This window comes from Pseudoalteromonas agarivorans, from assembly GCF_024518735.1.
In the GTDB taxonomy this organism is placed as follows: domain Bacteria; phylum Pseudomonadota; class Gammaproteobacteria; order Enterobacterales; family Alteromonadaceae; genus Pseudoalteromonas; species Pseudoalteromonas atlantica.
In genome coordinates this window covers 88,850-113,913 of the sequence record NZ_JANIGJ010000007.1, presented here as the reverse complement: position 1 = coordinate 113,913, position 25,064 = coordinate 88,850, and the positions used below count along the sequence as shown (strand labels likewise).

General features: G+C 42.1%; 23 protein-coding genes. 15 read left to right on the top strand and 8 right to left on the bottom strand.

All coding sequences use genetic code 11. The features are described 5' to 3' along the window. Positions 1-53: 53 nt before the first annotated feature. The 14 genes from rsmD (at position 54) to NQT65_RS13540 (ending at position 16,275) form a co-directional block, all read left to right on the top strand. Positions 54-659: a 16S rRNA (guanine(966)-N(2))-methyltransferase RsmD gene (gene rsmD, locus NQT65_RS13605; protein WP_004588625.1), complete on the top strand. Its 606-nt coding sequence runs from the start codon at positions 54-56 to the stop codon at positions 657-659. Positions 660-804: 145 nt separating this feature from the next. Continuing rightward, positions 805-1,020 carry a 30S ribosomal protein S21 gene (gene rpsU / locus NQT65_RS13600; protein ID WP_002957797.1) on the top strand — a complete coding sequence of 72 codons (216 nt, stop codon included), beginning with the start codon at positions 805-807 and terminating at the stop codon, positions 1,018-1,020. Between the two features lie 20 nt (positions 1,021-1,040). Next, a complete protein-coding gene (locus NQT65_RS13595; protein ID WP_004588626.1) occupies positions 1,041-1,487 on the top strand; it encodes a GatB/YqeY domain-containing protein in 447 nt (148 codons plus the stop codon). Positions 1,488-1,859: 372 nt separating this feature from the next. Further along, complete coding sequence (dnaG, locus tag NQT65_RS13590) at positions 1,860-3,611, top strand: DNA primase (protein ID WP_024031414.1); 1,752 nt, start codon at positions 1,860-1,862, stop codon at positions 3,609-3,611. Between the two features lie 124 nt (positions 3,612-3,735). Then, positions 3,736-5,583 carry an RNA polymerase sigma factor RpoD gene (gene rpoD, locus NQT65_RS13585; protein ID WP_054983281.1) on the top strand — a complete coding sequence of 616 codons (1,848 nt, stop codon included), beginning with the start codon at positions 3,736-3,738 and terminating at the stop codon, positions 5,581-5,583. A gap of 66 nt (positions 5,584-5,649) precedes the next feature. Next, complete coding sequence (gene prmA, locus NQT65_RS13580; protein WP_004588629.1) at positions 5,650-6,531, top strand: 50S ribosomal protein L11 methyltransferase; 882 nt, start codon at positions 5,650-5,652, stop codon at positions 6,529-6,531. 282 nt (positions 6,532-6,813) lie between these two features. Continuing rightward, positions 6,814-7,785, top strand: a complete 972-nt coding sequence (dusB, locus tag NQT65_RS13575; RefSeq protein ID WP_004588630.1) for a tRNA dihydrouridine synthase DusB — start codon at positions 6,814-6,816, stop codon at positions 7,783-7,785. A 19-nt stretch (positions 7,786-7,804) separates the two neighbouring features. Beyond that, a complete protein-coding gene (gene fis, locus NQT65_RS13570) occupies positions 7,805-8,095 on the top strand; it encodes a DNA-binding transcriptional regulator Fis (protein ID WP_002957804.1) in 291 nt (96 codons plus the stop codon). Between the two features lie 325 nt (positions 8,096-8,420). Beyond that, entirely contained in the window at positions 8,421-10,007 is a 1,587-nt protein-coding gene (gene purH, locus NQT65_RS13565) for a bifunctional phosphoribosylaminoimidazolecarboxamide formyltransferase/IMP cyclohydrolase (protein ID WP_004588631.1), read from the top strand. 97 nt (positions 10,008-10,104) lie between these two features. After that, positions 10,105-10,926, top strand: a complete 822-nt coding sequence (locus tag NQT65_RS13560) for a class I SAM-dependent methyltransferase (RefSeq protein ID WP_256851384.1) — start codon at positions 10,105-10,107, stop codon at positions 10,924-10,926. Between the two features lie 16 nt (positions 10,927-10,942). Beyond that, positions 10,943-12,226: a phosphoribosylamine--glycine ligase gene (gene purD / locus NQT65_RS13555; RefSeq protein ID WP_256851383.1), complete on the top strand. Its 1,284-nt coding sequence runs from the start codon at positions 10,943-10,945 to the stop codon at positions 12,224-12,226. Positions 12,227-12,600: 374 nt separating this feature from the next. Next, the gene (locus tag NQT65_RS13550; RefSeq protein ID WP_256851382.1) at positions 12,601-15,141 is read left to right on the top strand and encodes an EAL domain-containing protein; all 2,541 of its coding nucleotides are present in this window, start codon (positions 12,601-12,603) and stop codon (positions 15,139-15,141) included. Positions 15,142-15,169: 28 nt separating this feature from the next. Continuing rightward, positions 15,170-15,979, top strand: coding sequence for a DUF2797 domain-containing protein (locus tag NQT65_RS13545; protein ID WP_256851381.1), 810 nt, complete (start codon positions 15,170-15,172; stop codon positions 15,977-15,979). 2 nt (positions 15,980-15,981) lie between these two features. Then, a complete protein-coding gene (locus NQT65_RS13540; protein WP_004588636.1) occupies positions 15,982-16,275 on the top strand; it encodes a DUF4144 family protein in 294 nt (97 codons plus the stop codon). Positions 16,276-16,323: 48 nt separating this feature from the next. Here NQT65_RS13540 and NQT65_RS13535 read toward each other — a convergent pair whose 3' ends face one another. The 6 genes from NQT65_RS13535 to NQT65_RS13510 form a co-directional block, all read right to left on the bottom strand. Beyond that, positions 16,324-17,241: a histone deacetylase family protein gene (locus NQT65_RS13535; RefSeq protein WP_256851380.1), complete on the bottom strand. Its 918-nt coding sequence runs from the start codon at positions 17,239-17,241 to the stop codon at positions 16,324-16,326. Between the two features lie 77 nt (positions 17,242-17,318). Further along, positions 17,319-18,860 carry a serine hydrolase gene (locus NQT65_RS13530; protein ID WP_256851379.1) on the bottom strand — a complete coding sequence of 514 codons (1,542 nt, stop codon included), beginning with the start codon at positions 18,858-18,860 and terminating at the stop codon, positions 17,319-17,321. An 11-nt stretch (positions 18,861-18,871) separates the two neighbouring features. Continuing rightward, positions 18,872-19,366 carry a gamma-glutamylcyclotransferase family protein gene (locus NQT65_RS13525; RefSeq protein ID WP_004588639.1) on the bottom strand — a complete coding sequence of 165 codons (495 nt, stop codon included), beginning with the start codon at positions 19,364-19,366 and terminating at the stop codon, positions 18,872-18,874. Positions 19,367-19,381: 15 nt separating this feature from the next. Next, positions 19,382-20,008, bottom strand: a complete 627-nt coding sequence (locus NQT65_RS13520; protein WP_004588640.1) for a LysE family translocator — start codon at positions 20,006-20,008, stop codon at positions 19,382-19,384. Between the two features lie 11 nt (positions 20,009-20,019). Further along, positions 20,020-20,793: a hypothetical protein gene (locus tag NQT65_RS13515; protein WP_256851378.1), complete on the bottom strand. Its 774-nt coding sequence runs from the start codon at positions 20,791-20,793 to the stop codon at positions 20,020-20,022. 9 nt (positions 20,794-20,802) lie between these two features. Further along, on the bottom strand, positions 20,803-21,285 hold the full coding sequence (locus tag NQT65_RS13510) for a CreA family protein (RefSeq protein WP_024031426.1): 483 nt from the start codon (positions 21,283-21,285) through the stop codon (positions 20,803-20,805). Between the two features lie 168 nt (positions 21,286-21,453). Between NQT65_RS13510 and NQT65_RS13505 the strand changes: the two genes are divergently transcribed. Further along, a complete protein-coding gene (locus NQT65_RS13505) occupies positions 21,454-21,783 on the top strand; it encodes a 5-carboxymethyl-2-hydroxymuconate Delta-isomerase (RefSeq protein WP_004588643.1) in 330 nt (109 codons plus the stop codon). A gap of 111 nt (positions 21,784-21,894) precedes the next feature. On the opposite strand, the gene NQT65_RS13500 is transcribed toward NQT65_RS13505, so the two are convergent. Then, positions 21,895-23,775, bottom strand: coding sequence for a methyl-accepting chemotaxis protein (locus NQT65_RS13500; RefSeq protein WP_004588644.1), 1,881 nt, complete (start codon positions 23,773-23,775; stop codon positions 21,895-21,897). 196 nt (positions 23,776-23,971) lie between these two features. Beyond that, positions 23,972-24,925 (bottom strand): LysR family transcriptional regulator, encoded by a 954-nt coding sequence (locus tag NQT65_RS13495; protein WP_256851377.1) that lies wholly within the window; start codon positions 24,923-24,925, stop codon positions 23,972-23,974. Between the last annotated feature and the right edge of the window lie 139 nt (positions 24,926-25,064).

Genomic DNA, 25,064 nt, shown 5'->3' with positions numbered 1-25,064 from the left:
TACGCACAATATTATCTGAGCTAGATCCCTTATACCATTTTTTAGTGACCTAAATGAGAAAAAAAACAACGAAAAATAAAGCAATTAGCAAATCTACTGACGGCTTTATTAGAGTAATCAGCGGGCAATTTCGTGGCCGTAAACTGCCGGTAAAAAATGTAGAAGGGCTACGCCCAACAACAGACCGCATTAAAGAAACCGTGTTTAATTGGTTAATGCAAGATACGCGCGATGCAACAGTACTCGATTGCTTTGCAGGCTCTGGCGGGCTTGGCTTTGAAGCGCTTTCTCGGTTTGCTAAAAGCACCACGTTTATCGAACTAGATGCCTCGGCTGCTAAGCAAATTGAGCAAAATATTAGTACCTTAAAGCTTGAAAATGCACAGGTAAAACACACTAATTCACTCTCATATTTAGAGCAAAAGAATACAAATTCACCATTTAATTTAGTTTTTGTTGACCCACCATTTCGTAAAAACTTAGCGCAAAGTAGCTGTGATTTATTAGAAAATAACCAATGGCTTAGCGAAGACGCGCTCATTTATGTTGAGGTAGAAACCGAACTAAGCAGCTTTTCACAACCAGATAACTGGCTGTTAATTAAAGAAAAAAAAGCAGGACAAGTATTCTGCAGGCTATACCAACGCCAGCCAAATTAACACTATTTAAGCCGCTGCATTTCTGTTAATATTATCCTTTACATGTGGTGTTGCTTCGGATTACAATACCGCACCATTTTTGAACCACTTGATCAATGTTTGATCAACTTGAGCAACGCTCATAATTTAGGTAGGTGAATTTTTAATGCCAGTAATTAAAGTAAGAGAGAACGAACCGTTTGACGTAGCACTTCGTCGCTTCAAGCGTTCATGTGAAAAAGCAGGTATCCTTTCAGAAGTTCGTCGTCGCGAGCACTATGAAAAGCCAACAGCTGAGCGTAAGCGTAAAAAAGCTGCAGCGGTTAAGCGTCACATGAAGAAGCTTTCTCGCGATAACGCACGTCGCGTTAAATTATACTAATAGTATTAGGTCTTGTATAAATGAGCCTTTTAATAACGCTAAAAGATGCGCAAAAAGATGCGATGAGAGCGAAAGACAAACAACGTCTTAACCCTATTCGCATGGTACTTGCCGCAATCAAGCAACGTGAGATTGACGAGCAAATAACACTAGACGACGCAGGTATTACCTCCGTTATAGTGAAGCTTGTTAAACAACGTCGTGATTCTTACACTCAGTACAAAGATGCTGGGCGTGAAGATTTAGCCGAAATTGAAGCCAATGAGATCGCAGCACTAGAAACTTTTTTACCTCAACAATTGAGTGAAGAAGAAATAGTTGCCCTTATTGATGCGGCTATTGCTGATACTAATGCAGCAGGTATGCAAGACATGGGTAAAGTAATGGGCATAATCAAAAGCAAAGCCGAAGGACGTGCCGATATGGGCAAGCTTTCTGGTTTAATTAAGCAACGATTAACAGCCTAATACTCCCACATACACAAAGTATGATTAAAGCAAACCGAGCCTAGTGCTCGGTTTCTTCGTTTAAGTAGACAAACAAAACGCTTTTAAGTAATGCTCGTGCATGTAATTAAGTGATTTATTGTGTAACTACAAAAGCACATTGAGGGCTAGGTAAAATGGGTTATTTAGGGCTATCACTTACTGCGCCTGCACTGCTCTACCTTCAATATCCTAGCTTTGTACGCTGTTAGCGTCAGGTTTAGCACCTGAAAATGATTAAGTATTATTGCCCATGGATATAATGTAACTTTTTAGCTTACCGATACCCCTTTTATAAATGCGCGCATTGTGTTGAAATTACACCTCACCAATTGTTAGGACTACTTACAAAACATGGCTGGAAAGATCCCACGAAATTTTATTGACGATTTACTCGCCAGAACAGATATTGTAGAGCTAATAGACTCTAAAGTTGGTCTTAAAAAAGCAGGCAAAGACTACCAAGCTTGCTGCCCTTTCCACAACGAAAAATCTCCCTCGTTTACTGTTTCTCAAGATAAACAGTTTTACCACTGCTTTGGCTGTGGTGCTAATGGCAACGCTATTTCGTTTGTTATGGAATACGACAAGCTTGAATTTGTTGATGCCATAGAAGAGCTTGCAAGCCTTTTAAATTTAGACGTACCTCGCGAGAAAGGCAGTAGCTCAGCACCTGAGCGCACAGCAGCGCAAAAGCGCTCAGATTACGATTTAATGTTACACACAGCACGCTTTTACCAGCATCAATTAAAGCACCACAGTAACTCTGCTGCGGTGATTGATTATGTAAAAGGGCGTGGTTTAAGTGGCGAAACCGTTAAAAAGTTTATGATTGGTTATGCGCCGAGCGAATGGGAAGCGCTGTGCCAACAACTTGGCCGAACAAAAGAGCAAAAAGAACAGTTGGTCGAGCTTAAGCTCGCCTCCGAAAAAACACCAGGTAGGCAGTTTGATTTTTTCCGCGATCGGTTAATGTTCCCTATTCGTGATAAACGTGGCCGTGTTATCGCCTTTGGCGGGCGTGTAATGCAAGCCGACCAAGGGCCAAAATACCTCAACTCACCAGAGACCCGCATTTTTCATAAAGGCTTTGAGCTATATGGCCTTTATGAGGCAAAACAAGCACATAAAAAGCTTGAACATGTACTTATTGTAGAAGGTTACATGGATGTAGTTGCACTTGCAGAGCAAGGTATTGAATATGCCGTAGCTGCGCTTGGCACCGCAACAACAAGCGAGCATATGCATACGCTATTTAGAACCACCGACAAAGTTATTTGTTGTTACGATGGCGACAGAGCTGGCCGCGACGCTGCATGGCGAGCACTAGAAAATGCCCTGCCCTACTTAAACGATGGCAAAGCATTACACTTTGTATTTTTACCTGACGGCGAAGACCCTGATTCACTGGTTCAGCAAGAAGGTAAAACACAGTTTGAGCAACGCTTAAGCCAAGCAGATGATTTTACCAAAGTTTTATTTAATAAGCTTAGCCAAGAAGTAGACCTAACACTCGACTCAGGCAAAGCGAAGCTATTAAGTGCCGCTTTGCCGTTAATTGAAAAAATTCCGAGTGAATTTTACCAAGAAAATATTTTAGAGCAGTTAGGGCGATTAATTGGCCGTACGCGTGAGCAGCTAAATAGCCGCTTAAAAACACCAAAGCAACAACACGCTGTTGAGCGAAAATTTAAAATTACCCCAATGCGCCAAGCTATTGGTATTTTAATTCAGCACCCACAGTTAGCTAAAAGTGTGCCCCATTTGCCAGAATTGGCGCAAATGAACATAGCGGGTATTGGTTTGCTACTGCGCTTACAAGAGCGCGCACTGCAAAAAGACAATGCTAACACAGCGGTTTTACTCGAATCATTTAGAGATTCCGAGGATTACGAACCGCTAGTAAAGCTTGCCACATGGCAGCACCAAATTAGTGATGAGCGTTTAGAGACTGTTTTTCAAAATACTTTTAAATTTATTGAAGATCAGTGTTTAAATTATCGACTAGAGACCCTATTAATAAAGGACAAGACACAGGGCTTATCAAGTGATGAAAAACTAGAATGTCATTTACTTATGACAGCGCTAAAAGCGAGTAACAGCTAGTCAGACTTGATTTAAACTGTTATACTGTGCTATTCACTGCGTCACATTATTAAAGTTAGTTAAAAGGCTAACTCTATGATGACGCCTGTTGTATCAACTTATCAGAGTGGAAGAAACAATCTCTATGGATCCAACTCCTCAGTCACAATTAAAACTTCTGATTCAAAAAGGTAAAGAGCAAGGCTACTTAACTTTTGCTGAAGTAAATGATCACCTTCCACAAGACATAATCGACTCAGATCAAGTAGAAGATATCATTAGCATGATTAATGACATGGGTATCAAGGTTAGCGAAAACGCGCCTGATGCTGATGAATTAATGATGCAAGAAACCACGACAGACGAAGACGCAGCAGAAGCTGCTGCTGCAGCCCTTGCAACTGTAGAAAAAGAAATTGGCCGTACAACTGACCCAGTGCGCATGTATATGCGTGAAATGGGTACTGTTGAACTTCTTACACGTGAAGGCGAAATTGTAATCGCTAAGCGTATTGAAGAAGGTATCAACCAGGTACAAATTTCTGTTGCCGAATACCCTGAAGCGATTACTTACCTACTTGAACAGTGGGATAAGTTTGAAGCAGAAGAAATGCGCTTAAGCGACATTATTTCAGGCTTTTTCGACCCTAACGAAGACGAAGCGCAAATCTCAGCAACTCACATTGGCTCTGAATTAAGTGAAGAACAACTTGATGAAGACGATGATGAAGATGACAAAGACAGTGATGACGATGAAGACGAAGAAGAAGTAGATACAGGCCCAGATCCAGAAGAAGCCCGTATTCACTTTGAAAACTTACGTGATTTATACGTTAAAGCTCGCGCTACCTTTGATGAAAAAGGGCGTTCGCACCCAGATTCTCAAGCCGCTATTTTTGAAATTGGCGAGCTTTTCAGAACCTTTAAATTAGTACCAAAACAGTTTGATCGCATGGTTAACAACATGCGTGAAATGATGGATAGAGTGCGTATTCAAGAACGCCTTATCATGAAACAAGCGGTACAAATTGCTAAGCTACCTAAGAAAACGTTTATTAAGCACTTTGCTAATAACGAAACTGACTCAGCGTGGCTAGACCTAGAAATAAATGCTAACGAAAAACATTCAGCTAAACTTGAAGAAGTGAAGCCTGAAATTATTCGTTGCATTCAAAAGCTATGTGTAATTGAAGAAAGCACAGGCTTAAGCATTGAGCGTATCAAAGACATTAACCGTCGTATGAGCATTGGTGAAGCAAAAGCGCGCCGTGCGAAAAAAGAAATGGTTGAAGCTAACTTACGTCTTGTAATCTCAATTGCTAAAAAATACACAAACCGTGGTTTACAGTTCTTAGATTTAATCCAAGAAGGTAACATTGGCTTGATGAAAGCGGTAGATAAGTTTGAATACCGCCGTGGTTATAAGTTCTCGACTTATGCTACGTGGTGGATTCGCCAAGCGATTACCCGCTCAATTGCTGACCAAGCAAGAACAATCCGTATTCCAGTACATATGATAGAAACGATTAATAAACTTAACCGTATCTCTCGTCAAATGTTACAAGAAATGGGTCGTGAGCCAAATCCTGAAGAATTAGCAGAACGCATGATGATGCCTGAGGATAAAATCCGTAAGGTACTTAAAATTGCCAAAGAGCCAATTTCGATGGAAACACCAATCGGTGATGATGAAGATTCGCACTTAGGTGACTTTATCGAAGATACCACTATTGATTCGCCAATCGACTCGGCAACAATGGAATCTCTTCGTGGCGCAACAAACGACGTGCTAGCAGGCCTTACAGCCCGTGAAGCTAAAGTACTTCGTATGCGCTTTGGTATTGATATGAATACCGACCACACCTTAGAAGAAGTAGGTAAACAGTTTGACGTAACACGTGAGCGTATTCGTCAAATAGAAGCGAAAGCACTGCGTAAATTACGCCACCCTTCTCGCTCTGATTTACTAAAAAGCTTTTTAGACGCTAAATAATTTAGCGCTTCATATAAACTAAAAAGGCCGCTGTAGCGGCCTTTTTTCTATTTAAAGGAAACAACCATGGCTTGGATCCAAATCCGTATCAATGCCAATGCTGCTACCGCAGATGCAGTGAGTGACTTATTAATGGAGGCAGGCAGCGCCTCTGTTACTTTTATTGACGCTAAAGACACCCCTATTTATGAGCCTAAAATTGGCACCGTTGAGTTTTGGGCCGATACCACTGTAATTGGTCTATTTGAAGCTAATCATGATATGAACGCGGTAATTGCATTACTTAAGCGTCATGATGAAATTAAAGACACACTGGTATACAAAATTGAGCAACTAGAAGATAAAGACTGGGAACGTGAGTGGATGGATAACTTTCACCCAATCCAGTTCGGCGAAAAACTGTGGATATGCCCAAGCTGGCGCGACATTCCAGACCCAGATGCAGTCAATGTATTGCTCGACCCAGGCCTTGCATTTGGTACGGGTACGCATGCAACAACGGCACTGTGCCTTAAATGGCTAGAAAGCCAAGACCTAACCGGCAAAACAGTGGTTGATTTTGGTTGTGGATCGGGCATTTTAGGCATTGCAGCCATTAAACTTGGCGCAGAGCGCATGATTGGTATTGATATTGACCCGCAAGCACTTGAAGCAAGCTTAGATAACGCACAGCGTAATGGCGTAGCCGATAAGCTTGAGGTATACCTACCAGAAAACCAACCTGAGTTTAGTGCTGATATTGTAGTCGCTAATATTTTAGCGCAGCCGCTGCGTGAGCTTCACAGTGTAATTTTGGGATTACTTAAACCGGGTGGCAAAATTGCTATGTCGGGCATATTAGAAGAACAAGCCCAATCGGTTGCCGATATTTACGCACCGTTTATTGAGCTTGACGATATTGCACTAGAGGGTGATTGGACTCGTGTAAGCGGTACAAAAAATAGCTAGCAGCGTACATTTATAAATTTAGAGTTTTAACTCAAAACTTGCATGTAAAGCCTGTATTTAACAGGCTTTACTATTTTTTTACAGTTAGAAAATTAGCACGCATAATTTCACAAAATTATTTTTTGTTTAAATTTCAAACAAATCGACCCACTTGTCATGCGGTTATCAAAAGTCAATACGAAAAGGGCAAAAAAAAGTCACTTTTGTTCAATTTATAGCCTTTGATTTTTCCTAAAAAAACCGTAAACTTAGCGCCCCTTGAAAAGAGGCCTATTGAATACAGTGCGTATCGGTTCATACCAACTTGAGAATAATGTAATAGTCGCGCCAATGGCAGGTATTACAGACAGACCATTTAGACAGCTTTGCCGCCGCTTAGGCGCAGGCTTGGCCGTGTCTGAAATGTTATCGTCAAACCCGAAGGTTTGGAAAACTGAAAAATCGATGAACCGTATGGATCACAGCGGTGAGTCGGGTATACGCGCGGTGCAAATTGCAGGAGCTGATCCTGAGCTTATGGCGCAGGCCGCACAATTCAATGTTGCTAACGGTGCACAGATCATAGATATCAATATGGGGTGCCCAGCAAAAAAAGTGAACAAGAAACTCGCAGGCTCTGCATTATTACAGTTTCCTGAACTTGTGGAAGAGATAGTTGATGCAGTGGTTAACGCTGTTGATATCCCGGTCACACTTAAAATCCGTACAGGATGGGATCAGGACAACCGTAATGGTGTAGAGATTGCGAGAATAGCTGAGCGTTATGGCATTGCGTCACTTGCCGTACATGGGCGTACACGCGCATGTATGTACAAAGGTGAAGCAGAATATGCCACGATTAGGGATATAAAACGCTCAGTGTCGATACCTGTGGTTGCTAATGGTGATATTACATCTCCAGAAAAAGCAAAGCAGGTTTTGGACTATACGGGTGCAGATGCCATCATGATTGGCCGAGCCGCCCAAGGTCGCCCTTGGATATTTAGGGAGATAGACCACTATTTGCGAACTGGAGAACACTTACCACCACCTGCTATTTCAGAGGTGCGAAGTATTTTAATGGAGCATTTAGATAACCTCCATGCGTTTTACGGCGAGCCAATGGGAGCGCGAATCGCTCGCAAACATGTATCTTGGTATTTGCAAACCCATGACAGTGACGGTCAGTTTAGGCGAGTATTTAATGCGCTCGACAACCCACAAGCACAGGTTGACGCATTAACGCAATACTTTAAAACACTAGCAGCTAACTAAGAAAGAAAGAGATTAAATAATGTTCGAACAAAACGTGACTTCTCCATTTATCACAAACCCTCATGTTCAGTCACACGAGAAACCGCAGCCATTGCGTGATGCAGTAAAAAAAGCTGTTCACCACTATTTAAAGCAGCTTAACGGTCAAGATGTGCAAGACGTTTACGACCTTGTTCTTTCAGAGCTAGAAGCGCCATTACTTGAAGAAGTAATGACATACACACGTGGAAACCAAACTCGTGCGGCAATTTTACTAGGTATCAACCGTGGTACTTTACGTAAAAAGCTTAAAAAATACGGCATGAACTAATACCAATTATATTGAAAGCGTAAGCATGCTAACGAGCTAAACAAGCCCATAACGGCGTTAAAAATTTCTTATGTAGAATAACTACACTGTAAAATTTTTGCCTTGTTATAGACTTGTTTTTCTATCGTTATAACTGCTTACTAATCCAATACAATTGGTATCATGCAAAAAAAGCACCTTAGGGTGCTTTTTTTATGCGCACAATTTAGTATAGATGTTGCAAAATGCTCACGCTTATTGGCGCTTTATAAGTCGTTTTTTGAGTAGTAATCAGTTAAAATGCCCGCTTCTAAGCTAGCTCATTAACTGAGGAAATTAAACTACAATGGATACTCATCGTCCTATTCGTCGCGCACTATTAAGTGTGTCTGATAAAACCGGTATTGTTGAATTTGCCCGCGCACTAGAAGCGCAAGGTGTAGATATTTTATCAACTGGCGGTACCTGCAAACTCCTTGCTGATAACGGCATAAAAGTGACTGAAGTATCAGATCACACAGGTCATCCTGAAATCATGGATGGTCGCGTAAAAACCCTTCATCCTAAAATTCACGGCGGTATTTTAGCGCGTCGCGGACAAGATGAAAGCGTAATGGCAGATAACAACATCTCTGCTATCGATATTGTTGTAGTTAACTTATACCCCTTTGCGAATACTGTCGCTCAAGAAAACTGCAGCCTTGAAGATGCTATTGAAAACATTGATATTGGCGGACCTACCATGGTTCGTGCAGCCGCTAAAAACCACAAAGACGTCACCATCGTGGTAAACGCAAACGATTACGAGCGCGTTATTAGCGAAATGCAAAGCAACAATGGCTCAACAACGTACAAAACACGTTTTGATTTAGCCATTGCCGCGTATGAGCACACAGCTCAGTACGATGGCATGATTGCTAACTACTTTGGCAAAATGGTACCTGATTACACTGAAGAAGCCGCTGAAGAGACTAAATTCCCACGCACTATCAATATGCAGTTCACTAAAAAGCAAGATATGCGTTACGGTGAAAACTCACATCAAGATGCTGCTTTTTATGTTGAAAACAACGTAAGCGAAGCGTCTGTTGCAACAGCTACTCAGCTACAAGGTAAAGCCCTGTCGTTTAATAACATTGCAGATACCGACGCAGCACTTGAGTGTGTTAAAGAATTTGATGTACCTGCATGTGTTATTGTTAAACACGCAAACCCGTGTGGCGTTTCAATTGGCGAAGATATTCTTAGTGCTTACGACCGCGCCTTTAAAACAGATCCAACCTCAGCGTTTGGTGGCATTATTGCCTTTAACCGCGAGCTTGACGCTGCAACAGCACAAGCCATTGTAGAGCGTCAATTTGTTGAAGTAATTATTGCTCCTAGCGTTTCAAGCGAAGCAGCAAAAATTGTTGAAGCGAAAAAGAACGTACGCTTATTAGCGTGTGGTCAATGGAGTGGCAAAGCAACTGGCCACGATATTAAACGCGTTAACGGCGGTGTTTTAGTACAAGACCGCGACCTAGGCATGGTTACCCAAGGCGATTTAAAAGTCGTATCTAAGCGCCAACCTTCTGAGCAAGAACTTAAAGATTTACTATTTTGCTGGAAAGTGGCTAAGTTTGTTAAATCAAACGCGATTGTATATGCCCGCGACGGTATGACCATTGGCGTAGGCGCAGGCCAAATGAGCCGTGTTTACTCAGCTAAAATAGCGGGTATAAAAGCCGCTGATGAAAACCTAGAAGTACCTGGCTCTGTAATGGCATCAGATGCGTTTTTCCCATTCCGTGATGGTATAGACGCAGCCGCAGCCGCTGGTATTACCGCGGTTATTCAACCGGGTGGTTCAATGCGCGATGAAGAAGTTATCGCCGCCGCTGACGAAGCTGGCATGGCGATGGTATTTACCGGCATGCGCCACTTCCGCCACTAATCACACAAAGGGTTAAACACAACGTTTAGCCCTTTTTGTTTGCAATCAATTCACGTATTCTGGTTCAACACCTATATAAAATGTTAAGGAACAAACGATGAAATTTGCACTAAAGTCACTACTTGTTGCCTCGCTTACGCTGACCTCAACAATGGCACTTAGCCATAACCACGAGTCAAGCCTTAGCCATGCTATTCAATCAAGCGAGCGTAGCGCTAAAAATAGCGCCCGCGATGAATACCGTCACCCTAAGCAAACACTGGCATTTTTTGGTTTTAAACCAACAATGACTGTGGTTGAAATTGCCCCTGGTGGTGGTTGGTACAGCGAAATTTTAGCCCCAGCACTTAAAGAGCAAGGCTTATATTACGCAGCGCATTTTCCGAGTGATTCATCGGTAGGTTACTACCAGCGCTCTTTAGCTGGCTTTAAGAAAAAAGTGGCCGAATATGAGCGTTTTAGCAAAGTAAAAATTTCTGAGTTTGCCCCATTAACGCACACTGATATTGCCCCAGCCGGCACTGCCGACATGGTATTAACCTTTCGCAATGTACATAACTGGTACATGGGTAAAGACACTAAAGGCGCACTCAGTGCATTTAAGTCTTTTTATAAAGCGTTAAAACCAGGTGGCGTATTAGGTGTAGTTGAACATCGCTTAGATGAAAGCCGACCTGATGAGGATCAAAAATCAACCGGCTACATGAAGCAAAGTTACGTGGTCGATTTAGCTAAAAAAGCTGGATTTGAATTAGTTGCAAGCAGTGAGATTAACGCCAATCCAAAAGATACAGCCGATCACCCTAAAGGGGTGTGGACGCTACCACCTAGCTTACGCCTTGGCGAACAAGACGCTGATAAATACAAAGCTATTGGTGAAAGCGACCGTATGACGCTGAAATTTAAAAAACCGCTTTAAATAGGAATATTTCGCCATGAATGTATTAGTCATTGGCAGCGGCGGCCGCGAACACGCACTTGCGTTTAAGGCCGCTCAAAACACGAAAGTAAACACTGTATTTGTAGCACCGGGTAATGCCGGTACTGCACTTGAGCCAAAACTAGAAAACGTTGCAATTAATGTTGAAGACCTAGATGGCCTATTAAGCTTTGCACGACAAAACAATGTAGAACTTACGATTGTTGGCCCTGAAGTACCGCTTGTATTGGGCGTTGTAGATAAGTTCCGTGAACACGGTCTCGCTATTTTTGGTCCAACAGCCGGTGCAGCGCAGCTAGAAGGCTCTAAGTCGTTTACTAAAGACTTTTTAGCTCGCCATGCTATCCCAACCGCTGATTACCAAACGTTTGAACAAATTGACCCTGCCCTTGCTTATTTAAAGGAAAAAGGCGCGCCAATTGTAATAAAAGCAGATGGCCTAGCAGCTGGTAAAGGCGTTATTGTGGCAATGGATGAGCGCGAAGCTGAAGACGCTATTCGCGATATGCTTGCCGGTAATGCTTTTGGCGAGGCTGGCAGCCGCGTCGTGATCGAAGAGTTTTTAGAAGGCGAAGAAGCTTCTTTTATTGTTATGGTTGATGGTAAAAACATTTTGCCATTTGCAACAAGCCAAGATCATAAGCGTGCATACAATGGCGATGAAGGTCCAAATACTGGCGGCATGGGCGCATACTCACCGGCACCTGTAGTAACCGACGAAATCCACCAGCGCATTATGAACGAAGTAATCGTTCCTACCGTTGAGGGTATGGCAAGCGAAGGTCATCCTTACACTGGCTTTTTATACGCAGGCTTAATGATTGATGCCCAGGGCACGCCTAAAGTAATTGAGTACAACTGTCGTTTTGGTGACCCTGAAACGCAACCTATGATGCTTCGTCTTAAATCAGACTTAGTTGAACTAGTTGAAGCGGCTAACCGCGAAGAGCTTGATAAAACAACCATTGAGTTTGACCCGCGCGCAGCCGTAGGTGTTGTACTTGCTGCTAAAGGCTACCCAGGTGATTACCCTAAAGGTGATGCAATATCAGGCCTTAAAGTTAACTACCCTGCTGATGAAAAAGTATTTCATGCGGGTACTAAGCAAGATGGCGAAAACGTTGTCACCGCAGGTGGACGTGTATTATGTGCAACGGCACTCGGCAATACCGTTACCGAGGCACAGCAACGTGCATACGAGCTTGTAAAACAAATTAGCTGGGAAGGTATGGAGTACCGCACCGATATTGCTTACAGAGCGATTGCCCGAGAGCAGTAGCCTGTAACTAAATTATTGGTTTAACTTAGGGCCTGTTTATCTTTCGAGATTAAATTTGCAGCAGTGTGTTTGGTATTTAGGCAAGGCAGAGCCTATGTAGTGTGGTTATTCCCCATAAATAGGCGATAACGCAGTATAAATACCAAACACGCGCTGCACGAAGGTTCGTCCTAGGGACGATTAACTCTTTGTTGCTCGGTTTTTACTTAGCCCACTAGGTTACAAACCTCGCGCCACGATTAAATCGTCCCTAGTTAGAACAAATTTTAATCCTGAAGGATAAGCAGGCCCTAAAAATTTAACTAAAAAAGCGCAGTTTATATGCGCTTTTTTAGTGCTACACTAATTAAAAGAGTTATTACAAGTATACAACGTTGGAAACGAAAACTTTACGTTATCATGCCGCGGCCATAGCCATACTGATTTTCATATTTTATATTATTAGCACACTCGCTTCTAACCTGGTTGTGCCGACTCGCTATACCATCGATAAAACCACGCCTGTATATTTAGACTTTGCCTACTACATAGATGAAAGTAAATCTCACACACTCAACGATATTATTTTAGATCCCGAGCTAATCACCCACCAGCCGTTAACCGATATTCAATGGAGCTTTAAGCAGCAAAACTATTGGCTATTTATAGACCTTGAAAATAAAAGCTTGGATGCTCAAGACATTGTTGCCCATTTTGATAACCCGATGGTTGATCACCTAAGCGTGTATCGGTTAAACAAAAGAAATGAGCTTATAGAAAGCTATAAATTAGGTGATAAAGTAAAGTCTCTCACGCTTTTTCAATATAGCGTACCGCATATACGTTTTGCACTTGAGAGTAAAACAACAGAGCGCTTAGCCATAAAAATAGATACAACGGGGATCAGCAAAACCCCGGTTAATTTGTATCGCCATAAAGAATTTGTTGATTTAGTTCGCTCGCAAACCGGCATTTGGGGCATATTTGCCGGCGTGTTATTAATGGCTGCCCTGTATAATTTAGTGCTTTATTTTGGGATTAAAGACCGCGTTTATTTAGTTTATATAGGCTATATAATTAGTGCGCTGTGTTTAATGGGCATTGTAATGGGCTTTGGCTTTTACTTGTGGCCCCTAGAGTGGCAATTGTACTTACACGAAAAAGTGATTTTTTCAAACTACGCAATGGCCTTTTTTACTCTCGCCTTTTGCACCATGTTTTTGCGCTACCACAAGGACAAATGCTGGCGCTATAAAATGAGTAAAGCGCTACTTATTTTAATATTTTTATTATCAATCACCACTTTATTTATACCCGAATACATTGCAGCACCCATCTTTTTTTGTGTATTAAGCTTGTTATATATTACGTGTGTTATTTTAATTTATAACAAACTACGCACGGGCTTTAGGTGGGCGAAGTTTTACGTTTTTTCGTGGGTTCCCCTCATTGTTGGCGCGGCAATACAGCCATTAGAATTAACGGGCTATTTGGATTATAGCTTTGCGATTCGTCACGCGTTTTTAGTGGCTATATTGTGTGAAGTTATTTTAATGGCTATGGCACTTGCCGATAGAGTGCGCTACCAGCGCGAGCGTGCGCTTTATCATGCTACACATACCCAGCAAACTAAATTACTTAACAGTGCCAAATTAAAACAAGCGTTTATGAGCTTACAAGCACAGGGGCGTAATACCACCTTGTGTTTAATTAAAATTCGCCATTTTAACTCGCTCAATACCATTATTACCCCATCGCAGGGCTACACTTTAATAAAGCACGTGGCTAAACAAATAGAGTTAGAGCTTAGCCATGAGCGCGAATTTACCAACCTAGATACAGATTTTAATAACAGCCCCCGCTTAGCCGACTTAGGCAGCGGGGTATTTGCCTGCATATCTACTAAAAACCAAAACCAGGAGTCACTTGAAGGGGCCTTAATTAAAGTTATAAATAGCCTGCCCAAACAATACGAAATTCAAGGCTTAAACTTACAACTTACCTATAACATAGGGATTAGTAGCGCAGCCCACAGTGACGACTTTGAATACTGGACAAAACGGGGTTACTTGGCACTTAAAAAAGCTAAAAGTAATAACGATTTAGTAGTAAGCGCCTCTAACGGCAGTAATATATTAATGGATGTGGCATTGGCCGCTAAATTACAAAAAGCAATTAAAAACAACCAACTAGCGTTATACTATCAGCCTCAAATAGGGCTGAACTTTAATCAGGTATGTGGCGCCGAAGCACTGTTACGTTGGCCCGACCCTGCTTTTAAAGGCGTATCGATAGAAGAGCTGATCACCCTTGCTGAGCACACAGGTATTATTAACGAGCTTACCTTATGGGTTATTGAGCAAGCCTGTAAGGATATCCTCAAACTAACCGAGCAAGGCTACAACGATCACCCAATTAGCGTAAATTTAAGTGCTAAAAATCTGTCGATTAAAAACCTAGCCGAAAAAGTCGAAAACGTCCTTATAAAATACCAAGTTCCGGCGCAGCTTCTTAAGTTTGAATTAACGGAGTCAGCATTAGTCGAAAGCCACGAAGCGCTTATTTCATTGGTTAATGAGCTTTCTGATTTAGGAGTGCGCGTGGTCCTTGATGACTTTGGCACTGGCTATTCATCGCTAAGTTATTTGGTTAATTACCGCTTTACGGAGCTTAAAGTAGATAAATCGTTTGTATTTGATTTAACGAATAACACCGCCAATAAAGTGATTGTGCAAACCGCTATAGATATGGCACATAACCTAGGGCTATCTATAACCATGGAAGGCATAGAGACCCAAGATGTGCACCACTTATTGAAAGAAATGGGCGCCGACAGAGCGCAAGGTTACCTATACGCTAAGCCAATTCCTCTAGATGACTATTTGTATTTCTTAAAAAGCCAATACAGTTTAAAGATGTTAAACTCCACGTTTTAATATCAACATCTTTAGGGGCCAAGTAAAGATGCAAGGCACTTTGCGTAAATTAAAATCGAGCTTAACAGAGCCGGTTCAACATCACCTTCCTGTGGGCGACAACCTAGTCGACCTAAACGCACTCATTGGTAAAGAGTTAACGCTGACGTTTAGCGGTACCATTTTATGCTCAAACTGTGGCAAAAAAACCAAAAAGAGTTACTCGCAAGGCCACTGTTTTGTATGCATGCGCAAGCTTGCTAGCTGCGATATGTGCATTATGAAACCAGAAACTTGCCATTACGATAAAGGCACTTGCCGCGAGCCGCAATGGGGCGAAAAAAACTGCATGATCCCGCATTATGTGTATTTAGCCAACACCTCTGGGCTAAAAGTAGGTATTACTCGCCATACGCAAATACCGACACGTTGGGTTGATCAAGGCGCCACTCAAGCACTGCCTATTTTTAAAGTACAAACACGTTTACAATCAGGCTTAGTTGAGGTGGCATTGGCCGAGTTTATTGCCGATAAAACCAATTGGCGTAACATGCTAAAGGGCCAAAACGAAGCCATTGACCTTAAAGCCGCCGCGGCAGAGCTGATCCCGCAAATTAGCGATAAATTAAACGAGCTAAGCGAGTTATTTGGTGCCACAGCCATAGAGCAACTTGATGAAGACGTGGTTGATTTAAACTTTCCGGTGACAGAGTACCCTACTAAAATTAGCTCGTTTAATTTTGATAAAAACCCAGTAGTAAGCGGCGTGCTGCAAGGTATAAAAGGTCAGTACTTAATTTTTGATACTGGCGTTATTAATGTGCGTAAATTTACCTCATATGAGGTAACAGTAGGGTAACTATGCTAAACAGCTTTCCACAGTTATTAATTGTTTATAATGAGCTTGAAATAGCGCACGATAAACAAGAACAAGAAGCGTGTTTGCACAGCGTTACGCAAAGTGAGCTTAGTAATGTGCGCGTGTTGAACAAGCAAGGTGAGTACGTTGACCTGCAAGGCGCTGCATGCGCCCCTCTTTCACAGGAGCAGCTAGCGCAACTGGTCACTACTTATTTATTAAATGAAGGGCAATGCTGCCTTGGCAAAATTAAAACCCTTAATACCAAGCAGGCGTTTGATTTACTGGGTTTGTAACCCTTAGTTATACCAATTCGCTTAATTAAGTATTATTGCGGATTGGTCTTAGTACTCACTAAGCACTTTTATATGCGCTACAGCACTTCTTCCTAATGCTGATAGCGCATAGCCCCCTTCAAGGTAAGATATAACACCTTTGCAGCCACTCTCTTTTGCAACATCGCATAACTGCTCTGTAAGCCAGCTGTAGTCATCTTCTACAAACTTTAGACTTGCCATGTCATCTTCTAGGTGGGCATCAAACCCTGCACTGATAAATAGCAGCTCTGGCTTAAAGGCTTTTAATTTTGGCAACCATTGGGTATTAAACACTTCTTTTAAATCATCGCCACTACTGGCAATTGGCAAAGGAGAATTAACTATGTGGCTGTTATTTTTTACAGCTGTGTTTGGGTAAAATGGGTATTGAAATAACGAACAAAGTAATATGTTTTCATCGTTTATAAATATGTCTTGGGTGCCATTACCATGGTGTACGTCAAAATCAGCAATTGCTATACGTTTAATGCCTTTACTTTGGGCATACTTAACTGCTATAGCTAAATTATTAAATACACAAAACCCAGAAGAAGCGTGTGCATTGGCATGATGCCCTGGCGGGCGTACAGCGCAAAACGCCGCATCGAGTTTATCTGCGAGTATTTCATCTACAGCCAACAACCCTGCTCCTACGGCGCGCTCTACCGCTTTAAACGAATCAGGGCAAAGCCAGGTATCGCCATCAAGGTTATGTAGCCCCTGCTCAGGGACTAAGCGCTCCACAAGGTTAACTAATGACTCATCATGGGCTAATAAGTAATGCTCACGCTGCGCTTTAGGCGCTTGTAGATGCGTTAAGCCAATATCTACACCACTTGCCAAAAGTCTATCTGCAATAGCGTCTAGGCGCTCTGGGCACTCTGGATGATCGTCAATCATTTTATGTTTACGGCAATGAGGGTGTGAAATAACTGCAGTACGCATAAACGCTCCTTTAATGTGAGTGCTTAATATAACAAAGCCACCTTACGGTGGCTTTGCGACTTTGGTGTATAGCATCACTACTTAGCTTTTAAATTAAGGTTTCTAAAATCAAAACTAAAGTCTGTTACCGCTGTTGATACCGCGCGCATTTTTGCGCTATTAACACGGTTGTTTGCGCCCATATCAAAACGAATAAACGCATCGGCCTCCAGTAGCTTTTCATCCCACTTAACAATAAACGTATTACCCGTGTAATGCTCAAGCGTGCCTTTTAAGCGTTTGGTATGGGTAAAATCAATACGTAGTTTGCCATCGAGTTGCTCAATAATTACATCGCCGTACCAATCGTCATGTAACGTGCCGGTGTAATTTATATTAGGTAACTGTGGCTGGTAATCTGCTGGGGTGTCGGGTTTTGCATTGGCGTAGGCTTTTTGTTTACTCGCAAAATGTTTTTTAGCCAACTCTTCAACCCAGTCTTTATCTTCAAGCTCAAGGGCATCTTCAAGCACTTCGTGGGTTACTGCCGAAAGTGCACTAAATGCTTGCTGATTAGATAAAATAACAATGCCAAGTTTTTTCTCAGGCAATAATGTGACTTGCGACACCATACCTAAAATGCCCCCGCCGTGGCCTAGCTTTTTAAAGCCGTGGTAATCTTCAACGCTCCAACCTAGCCCATAGCCTCTAAATTGCTGATGATAGGCCTCATACGCACTTTTAGAAGCCATAGAGGTAATATGCGGATGCCACATTTGCGCTTGCTGTTTTTCACTAAATAGTTGCTCGCCGCTTGGCATTTTTCCGCCAGCTAACTGCGTTAGTAACCATTGGCTCATATCGTTTACGCTTGATGCAATAGCCCCTGCGCCTCTAAAATCTTCTAGGTAGTTAACAAAAAAAGGATTGAGCTTGCCATCCATTGGTATGTGGCCAATTGCCCAGTTTTTATTGCTTTTTGGAATACGCGAAAAGCCCGCGCGAGAGTTATCCATATGCAAAGGCTGTAATATATTTTTTTCGATGTAATCGTTCCAGCTCATACCTGATACACGTGCCACCACTTCGCCTGCGGTTACAAACATTAAGTTGTTATAGGCATACTGGCTGCGAAAGCTGCTGGCTGGCTTTAAATACTGTAGGCCGGCTAAAATAGCCTCTATAGATTTATCAGTACTTGGCCAAATCATTAAATCGCCCTGCCCAAGCCCTAAGCCACTGCGATGGCTTAATAAATCACGAACACGCATTTCGCGGGTGACGTAGGAGTCGTACAACCTAAACTCAGGTAAGTGGTCAATTACCCTGTCATCCCAGCTTAACTTACCTTCATCAACCAACTTAGCCAGCGCTGCACTGGTAAACGCTTTTGTGTTTGAGGCAATACCAAAAAGTGTGTCTTTGTTCACTTTTGCATTTGTATTGAGGTTGCTTGTCCCAAACCCTTTAGCAAATACAACTTTATCGTCTTGCACAACCGCTACCGCCATACCCGGTACGTCAAAGCGTGCCATTGAGGTGTTAATAACCTCTTCTAAGTCCGTGGTATTAATTTGTGCCCAACTATTAAAAGTGGCACTGGCAAGCAACGCTAAACTGGCTAATTTGGTGAGTTTCATGATTATCCTTATTATTTTTGGTGCACTGCAAATTCAATATCAGCACGCTCTTTATTTGTATCGGGCTTATGCGGCCGATTAAGTATTGCATCACTGTATTCTTTTGGTACGCCAGCCTCAAGTGCGCCGCGATGAACGTGCTGAATATACCAGTCGTATGGCAGTACATCGTTATCGTGGGTGTTAGCAATATAGCAATGGGCCTCTATTTGCTCCCCATTTAACAAAGTGGGCTTAATAGCAACGCAATCGTAGCCTGGGCCTTCTATGGTATCTAAAATTGCTTTTTCGGCTTCATCAAGTTCATAGACCACGCCATATACCAAGGCGTTTTTGTCATCACTTTTTTGAATACTGCACTTGCCCGAGCCATCTTTAAATAACATATTAAACGTAAGCTCGTAGCCTTTTAGTACAGCTGTGCCAACTCGCTTTGCTTTTGGTAAACGCGCAAGCAAGCGGTTAGAGGACATATTCGATCCAAACGAAAAATTATAAATAGGCATGACTTCTCCCTAGGGTTAAATTACTACACGAATGGCTAAAGCAATTAAAATAACACCTATACCCCGGTCAAACCAATAGCCGCTTTTTTGAAAAAACGCCCGTACACTGGGTTTTGACAACACTAAAGAAAGCATAGAGAACCACACCCACGTTGCCAGAGCCATATAAACCCCATACACAATTTGCACGCTAGTTGGTGTAGTTACACTAATAACTAAGGTAAATAACGACATAAAAAAGAGAGTGGCTTTAGGATTAAGCGCGTTGGTTAAAAAGCCGCGCCTAAATGCATGCCATACGCTTTCTTGTGGGGTAGTTTTGTTTTCTATGTTGTCTGTTTTATTTACCGGTGGTTTGGCAGCCCTCAATGCTTGTACGCCTAAATAGGCTAAATACGCCCCCGCAACGTACTTTAATGTCATAAATAAATTAGGCGATTGCGTTAAAATTAGCGCAACCCCTAATACGCAATATCCTACGTGTAATAAAATAGCAGCGCCCACACCAGCGCTTGTCCATAAGGCGTTACGCCTGCCCTGCTGTATACTTTGTTTGAGCACCACGGCAAAGTCGGGGCCTGGGCTGGCTACTGCAAAAAAGTGGGCGATGGCAATCAGTAAAAATTCGTCTAAGTAGTTCACAAGTATCCGGTTTAAGTTGGTGCATAGGCAAGCAATAGCGGATTAGCAGAATTATCAACTAATGCTTTGATCTCTTTTTGGGCTTTTTTAAATTGGCTGCGCAAATGTGGCTTTAAATGTTTTTTAGAGTCATGATCGTTTTTAAAATAACTAATCAGCGCGTGCATAAATACGGTATGAGTTTCACTGAGCTTCGCTTCACGATTAGCATAAGGGTTATAGCACGAGCCACACCCGCCTTTAAATTGATACACAGTGTTGCTCATCATTACCCCAAACCCTAAAAAACAGGCCAGCGCATCTGCCGCTTGTGGCAAGTAGTCTTTACCGCCTGGCGGTAACACCCCAACATGATGAATTAATACAGTAGCCAGTGTGCCGGCAAAGCTGGCCACTAAATCTTGCGGCTGATTAATTTGATTAGGATTAAATGAAATATTAATCGTGTGGCTTGGCGGTACAATAAGTTGGCTTTGCTCTCCGCGTAAGTGTTCAGCAAATTCAAAATGCGGAAATACTTGCGGCTGTAACTGTTGTGGCGCAACTAATTGTATTGGCCACGCACTCATACCTGCGTAATCACGTACTCGTACAAATACCTTAGTGGCCATTTCCTCAATACTCGATACCGAATCAGGAAAATGCGCCACCGTTGGCAATATTATTTGCGTGTGCTTGGTAAAAAATGCGGCATCAAAGTGCTCTACCGCCCAAATAAAGGTATCAATTAGCCACTGCTGCTCGGCTTGTTCTAGCAGCGGCTTTGATTTAAATAACGCTAACATAGTGTGCTCTTATTTTTGTTCAAGTGCCCAGTTCCAAGCTTTTGTATTGTATAAAGGCACAGTTGAAAGTGCGTGGTGGTGGCTGCCGCTCGACTCTTTAGTCGAGTACGATAAGTACAGTAATGTGCGGTTTTGTGCATCGTAAATACGGCGTACTTTTAGCGATTTAAATAAAATACTTTTTGATGACTTAAACACCACTTCGCCCGACTTACTGCGATCTATTGCTTGTAACATATCGGCTGTAATTGGCCCAGTTTGGCGACACGCAATAGACATATCAGAGGGATCTGAAAAATCTAAGTCGGCCTCAATATGGCTAATATGGCACGTAACCCCTTTTACTAGTGGGTCTTGCTGCGAATTTACCACTACATCTTTAGTAGTAAACAGCCCTAAGCTCACCGATGCAACATCATCTGAGCAGGCACTTAAGGTAACCACTGCACTTAATAGCACAGCTAAACGTTTAAAGCGGTGTGGTAATTTCATATTAATCCTTAATTTTGCTTTATAAGCGAAGGTTCACGTGACTGTTTTTATACTACCATCAAAAATTAATACAACTAAATTTAGGCCATTGAGGGGTTAGCGCACAGTTCAGGCTTTGGTACAATTATACGTACGCCCACGTAGTAACTCATAATAGGAAACGCGTAAATGCCGCACATTATTATTGAACACTCTGAAGATCTTCCTGTATTACCGCAAGTACTTGTTGAAAAAGTGCACAACGCGACTTTTCAAAGTGGTTTGTTTGACTTAGAAACCATTAAAACCCGCGCCATTGCTTATCAGCAATACCAGCTAGGTGAAGGAAAAGAAGGGTTTATTCATATTGCGGCGCATATCATGGCCGGGCGCTCTATTGAACAAAAACAAATGTTAAGCGAGAGCTTGCTTGAGTGTTTAAAAACTTATTGCCGAGATTCTGACAGCTTAAGCGTTAATATTTACGACATTCAACATGAAATTTACCGTAAAAATTAACCCTTTAAAAACGCGTTGTTATTAACCTAAACTTTGGATAATAAACCTCTTAACCAAAGCTTAGATTAACTAAGTTACAACGCGTTTTTTAGCTTAATGTTGTCACTTTTTTTAAAGCGTAAACTTACCCAGTAAGTCTTTTAATATATTCGACTCTTCATTTAGCCCATTGCATAGCTGCTCTGAGGTTTTCATATTTTGTTTTGTTTGCTCAGCAGAATCAGAAATCATCACCACATTTTGACTAATTTCTGAGGTAGCCAACGTTTGCTCGCGGGTGGCTGTTGCCACTGAGCTATTTAGCTCACTTAGGGTAACAATTTCTTGAGAGATACCCGTTAAGGTACTCCCCGTTACTTTTAAACGTTCGGCGTTTTCTAGGGTATTTTTACTGCCAAGCTCTATAGCCGACACCGTACTTGAAGCCTTAGAATTTAACGTGTCTATCATTTCGTTAATTTGCTCGGTCGACTCTGCAGTACGCATTGCAAGGGTTCTTACTTCATCGGCTACAACGGCAAAACCACGACCGTGTTCGCCTGCCCGCGCGGCTTCTATGGCAGCATTGAGCGCCAGTAAGTTAGTTTGCTCCGATATTGCTTTAATAACATCAAGCACCTGCGTAATTGACTTTATCTCTCCTGAAAGCTCAGTTACCGAGGCAACCGAGGTAGCCATGGCGTTTTCTAGCTGCTCCATTTGCTTTATCGTGCTATTTACAAACTCCACCCCTTTATGAGTCGCTTCTTCTGTTAAAGTCGCAATGTCAGAGGCGTTACTGGCACTGTTTGAAATGTCTTGTACGGTTACTTCCATTTCGTTAACGGCTGCCGCCACCGTTTGCGTGCTAGATGATTGTACCTCGGCCAAGTTAGCCGCGCCTTGTACTTGTACTAACACATTTTCTGAAATGCTTTTAACATGGTTTGCTGAGTCCGACACTTGCTTAAACATGCCATGTAGCTGCTCTAAAAATAAATTAAAGTTAGCGGCAAGCTCTGATATTTCGTTGTTATCGTTAGTAGGCAGCCTTACGGTTAAATCGCCATCTTTTTTAGTTAACGCGCTCACTGCAGCGGTTATGTTTTCAATGGGTTTAAATATTTGCGACACTAAAACTCTGGCCAGGGCAAAGCCAATAATGGCAATGATCACACCAAATAATAAATTGCTATTAATGGCACTATTTATTGGCCCGTATAACTGCTGCTCGGGCACTTCTGCCACTAAATGCCAACCTAATGACTCAATAGGCGTACTCGACACAACATAATCTTCGCCTGCCATTGTTTTACTAATAATGGCACCATTTTTTATATCGTTAATATTAATTTTTTGACCCATTTTACTTCTGTCACTGTGAAGCATTACCTCACCTTCATCAGAGACCAAATACACCACACCGGCTTCGCCAATACGGTATTCGTTAATTAAGTTGATCATAGAATCGAGCGAGCGCCCTACGCCAGTAATGGCGGTACGCTCACCATTAATTTGCAGTGCATAGTTAATAAAAACCACCATGCTATTTGTGGTTTTATCTATATCCAGTGCTATTTCAAAGGGTCTGTTAGAGGATAGAAACTGATCAAACCATACATCTTCGCTTCTATCTATCTGTCTAGATATGCCAATATCGGTGTAATAGTTGTTGGTATTTTTGGAAATTATATACGCAATAACTGCGTTGTTATCTTTTTTAATACTGGCTAAATAATTAATATAATCGGCTCTTGCTTGCTCACTCTCACCGTTGCTTAGCCACTGTTTAACAAAGCTGTTTTGCGCAATTTCTTTGGCAACAATTATAGGAGTGGCAAGTTCGAGTTCAATTTTGCTTTTTACTTCACTCAATGCGGTGGGTAGATCAACCTTTGCGAGCTTTTCATCGGTATGATTTTGAATACTATTTGAAAATAAAAATGTAGAAACCGCTAACGGCACAACAATAGCCAAAATAAGACTAATATAAACTTTTTGTTTAAGTAACATACAATACCTGTAAATGGATAAAGGACTTAACTAACACTTGCTTAGAATAAATATAGGATCAGCTGAGCAATAAGCCCAATAATTAGAAAAAATAGAACATAAAAGAAGAGCGTGTATTTTAATTTAATCCACCACAGGAAAGCGAATTAAATTTTAAAGGCGCAAGGCTAGCAACACTAACCTCGCGTAAGGTGCACTAGGGTGAATCGGGCCACTCTTGCTCGTTAATTATACCTTGCGCAATCAGGTTTTTTCTTAATTGGCTAATCGTGTGTTTTAACTCGTCACGAATAAGCCTAATGGCAGGCGTTATAAGCTGGCGGCTAGGCAGTACTAACCACATTTCAGTGAGGGGGATTTTGTAATCGGGCATTAACCTTTTTAGTCTGCCTGCTAATAAATCTTCAGCTACATCAATGGCCGATTTTTTGGCTATCCCGGTGCCATCAACACACCAACGCCTAACTATATCGCCATCGTTAACGGCGCGATCGCTGCTCATTTTAACCTTGTATTTTTGGTTATCGTTATACAGCTCCCACCCATCATGCACTACCTCGTAGAGCTTATATAAAAGGGCATTATGATTCAGTAGGTCATCTGGCGTTAACGGCTCACCGTGCTTTTTAATGTAATCAGGCGAGGCGCATAGCACGTGTGCTATGTTACAAATTTTAAAGCCGTATAAATTTAGCTCCTGTGCGGCTTCTTTAGTTAAGGCGCGCAGCGCAACATCAATTCCATCACGGTAAAAATCAGCGCGGCTGTCGCTTGCTTGTAAGCGCAGCGTCACTTCGCTGTGTTTATCCATAATATTATTTAGTAATACCCGCATAAGGTTGCGCCCCATTTCCGATGACACTGCTATTCGCACTTCACCACTAATAGATTGCTGTTCCTCATGAATAAGCACTTGCCCTTGTTGCAATAAATCGAGTGCCTGCTGACACAGAGGTAAATACCGTTCCCCTTCAGGCGTGAGGCGTATTTGCCTTGTTGTGCGCACAAATATTTGTGCCCCAAGCGCCTGCTCTATACGCTTTAACGAGACACTTGCAGCCGATGAGCTCATATCTAATTGATTTGCAGCAGCTGTAATTGATTGCAGCTCAGCCACTTTGAGTAATACTTGTAAATCAGCTATTTTCATCAAACCCTCTTATTGCATAAACCAGCATGCGTAACTATAACGTTATTATCCACGTTTTTGCGAAAGTGTATTTAACTTATGCCCATTTATTGACTGAATTTTAAGCCGTACTATAGCGCTATACCAACTTAACGGAGCT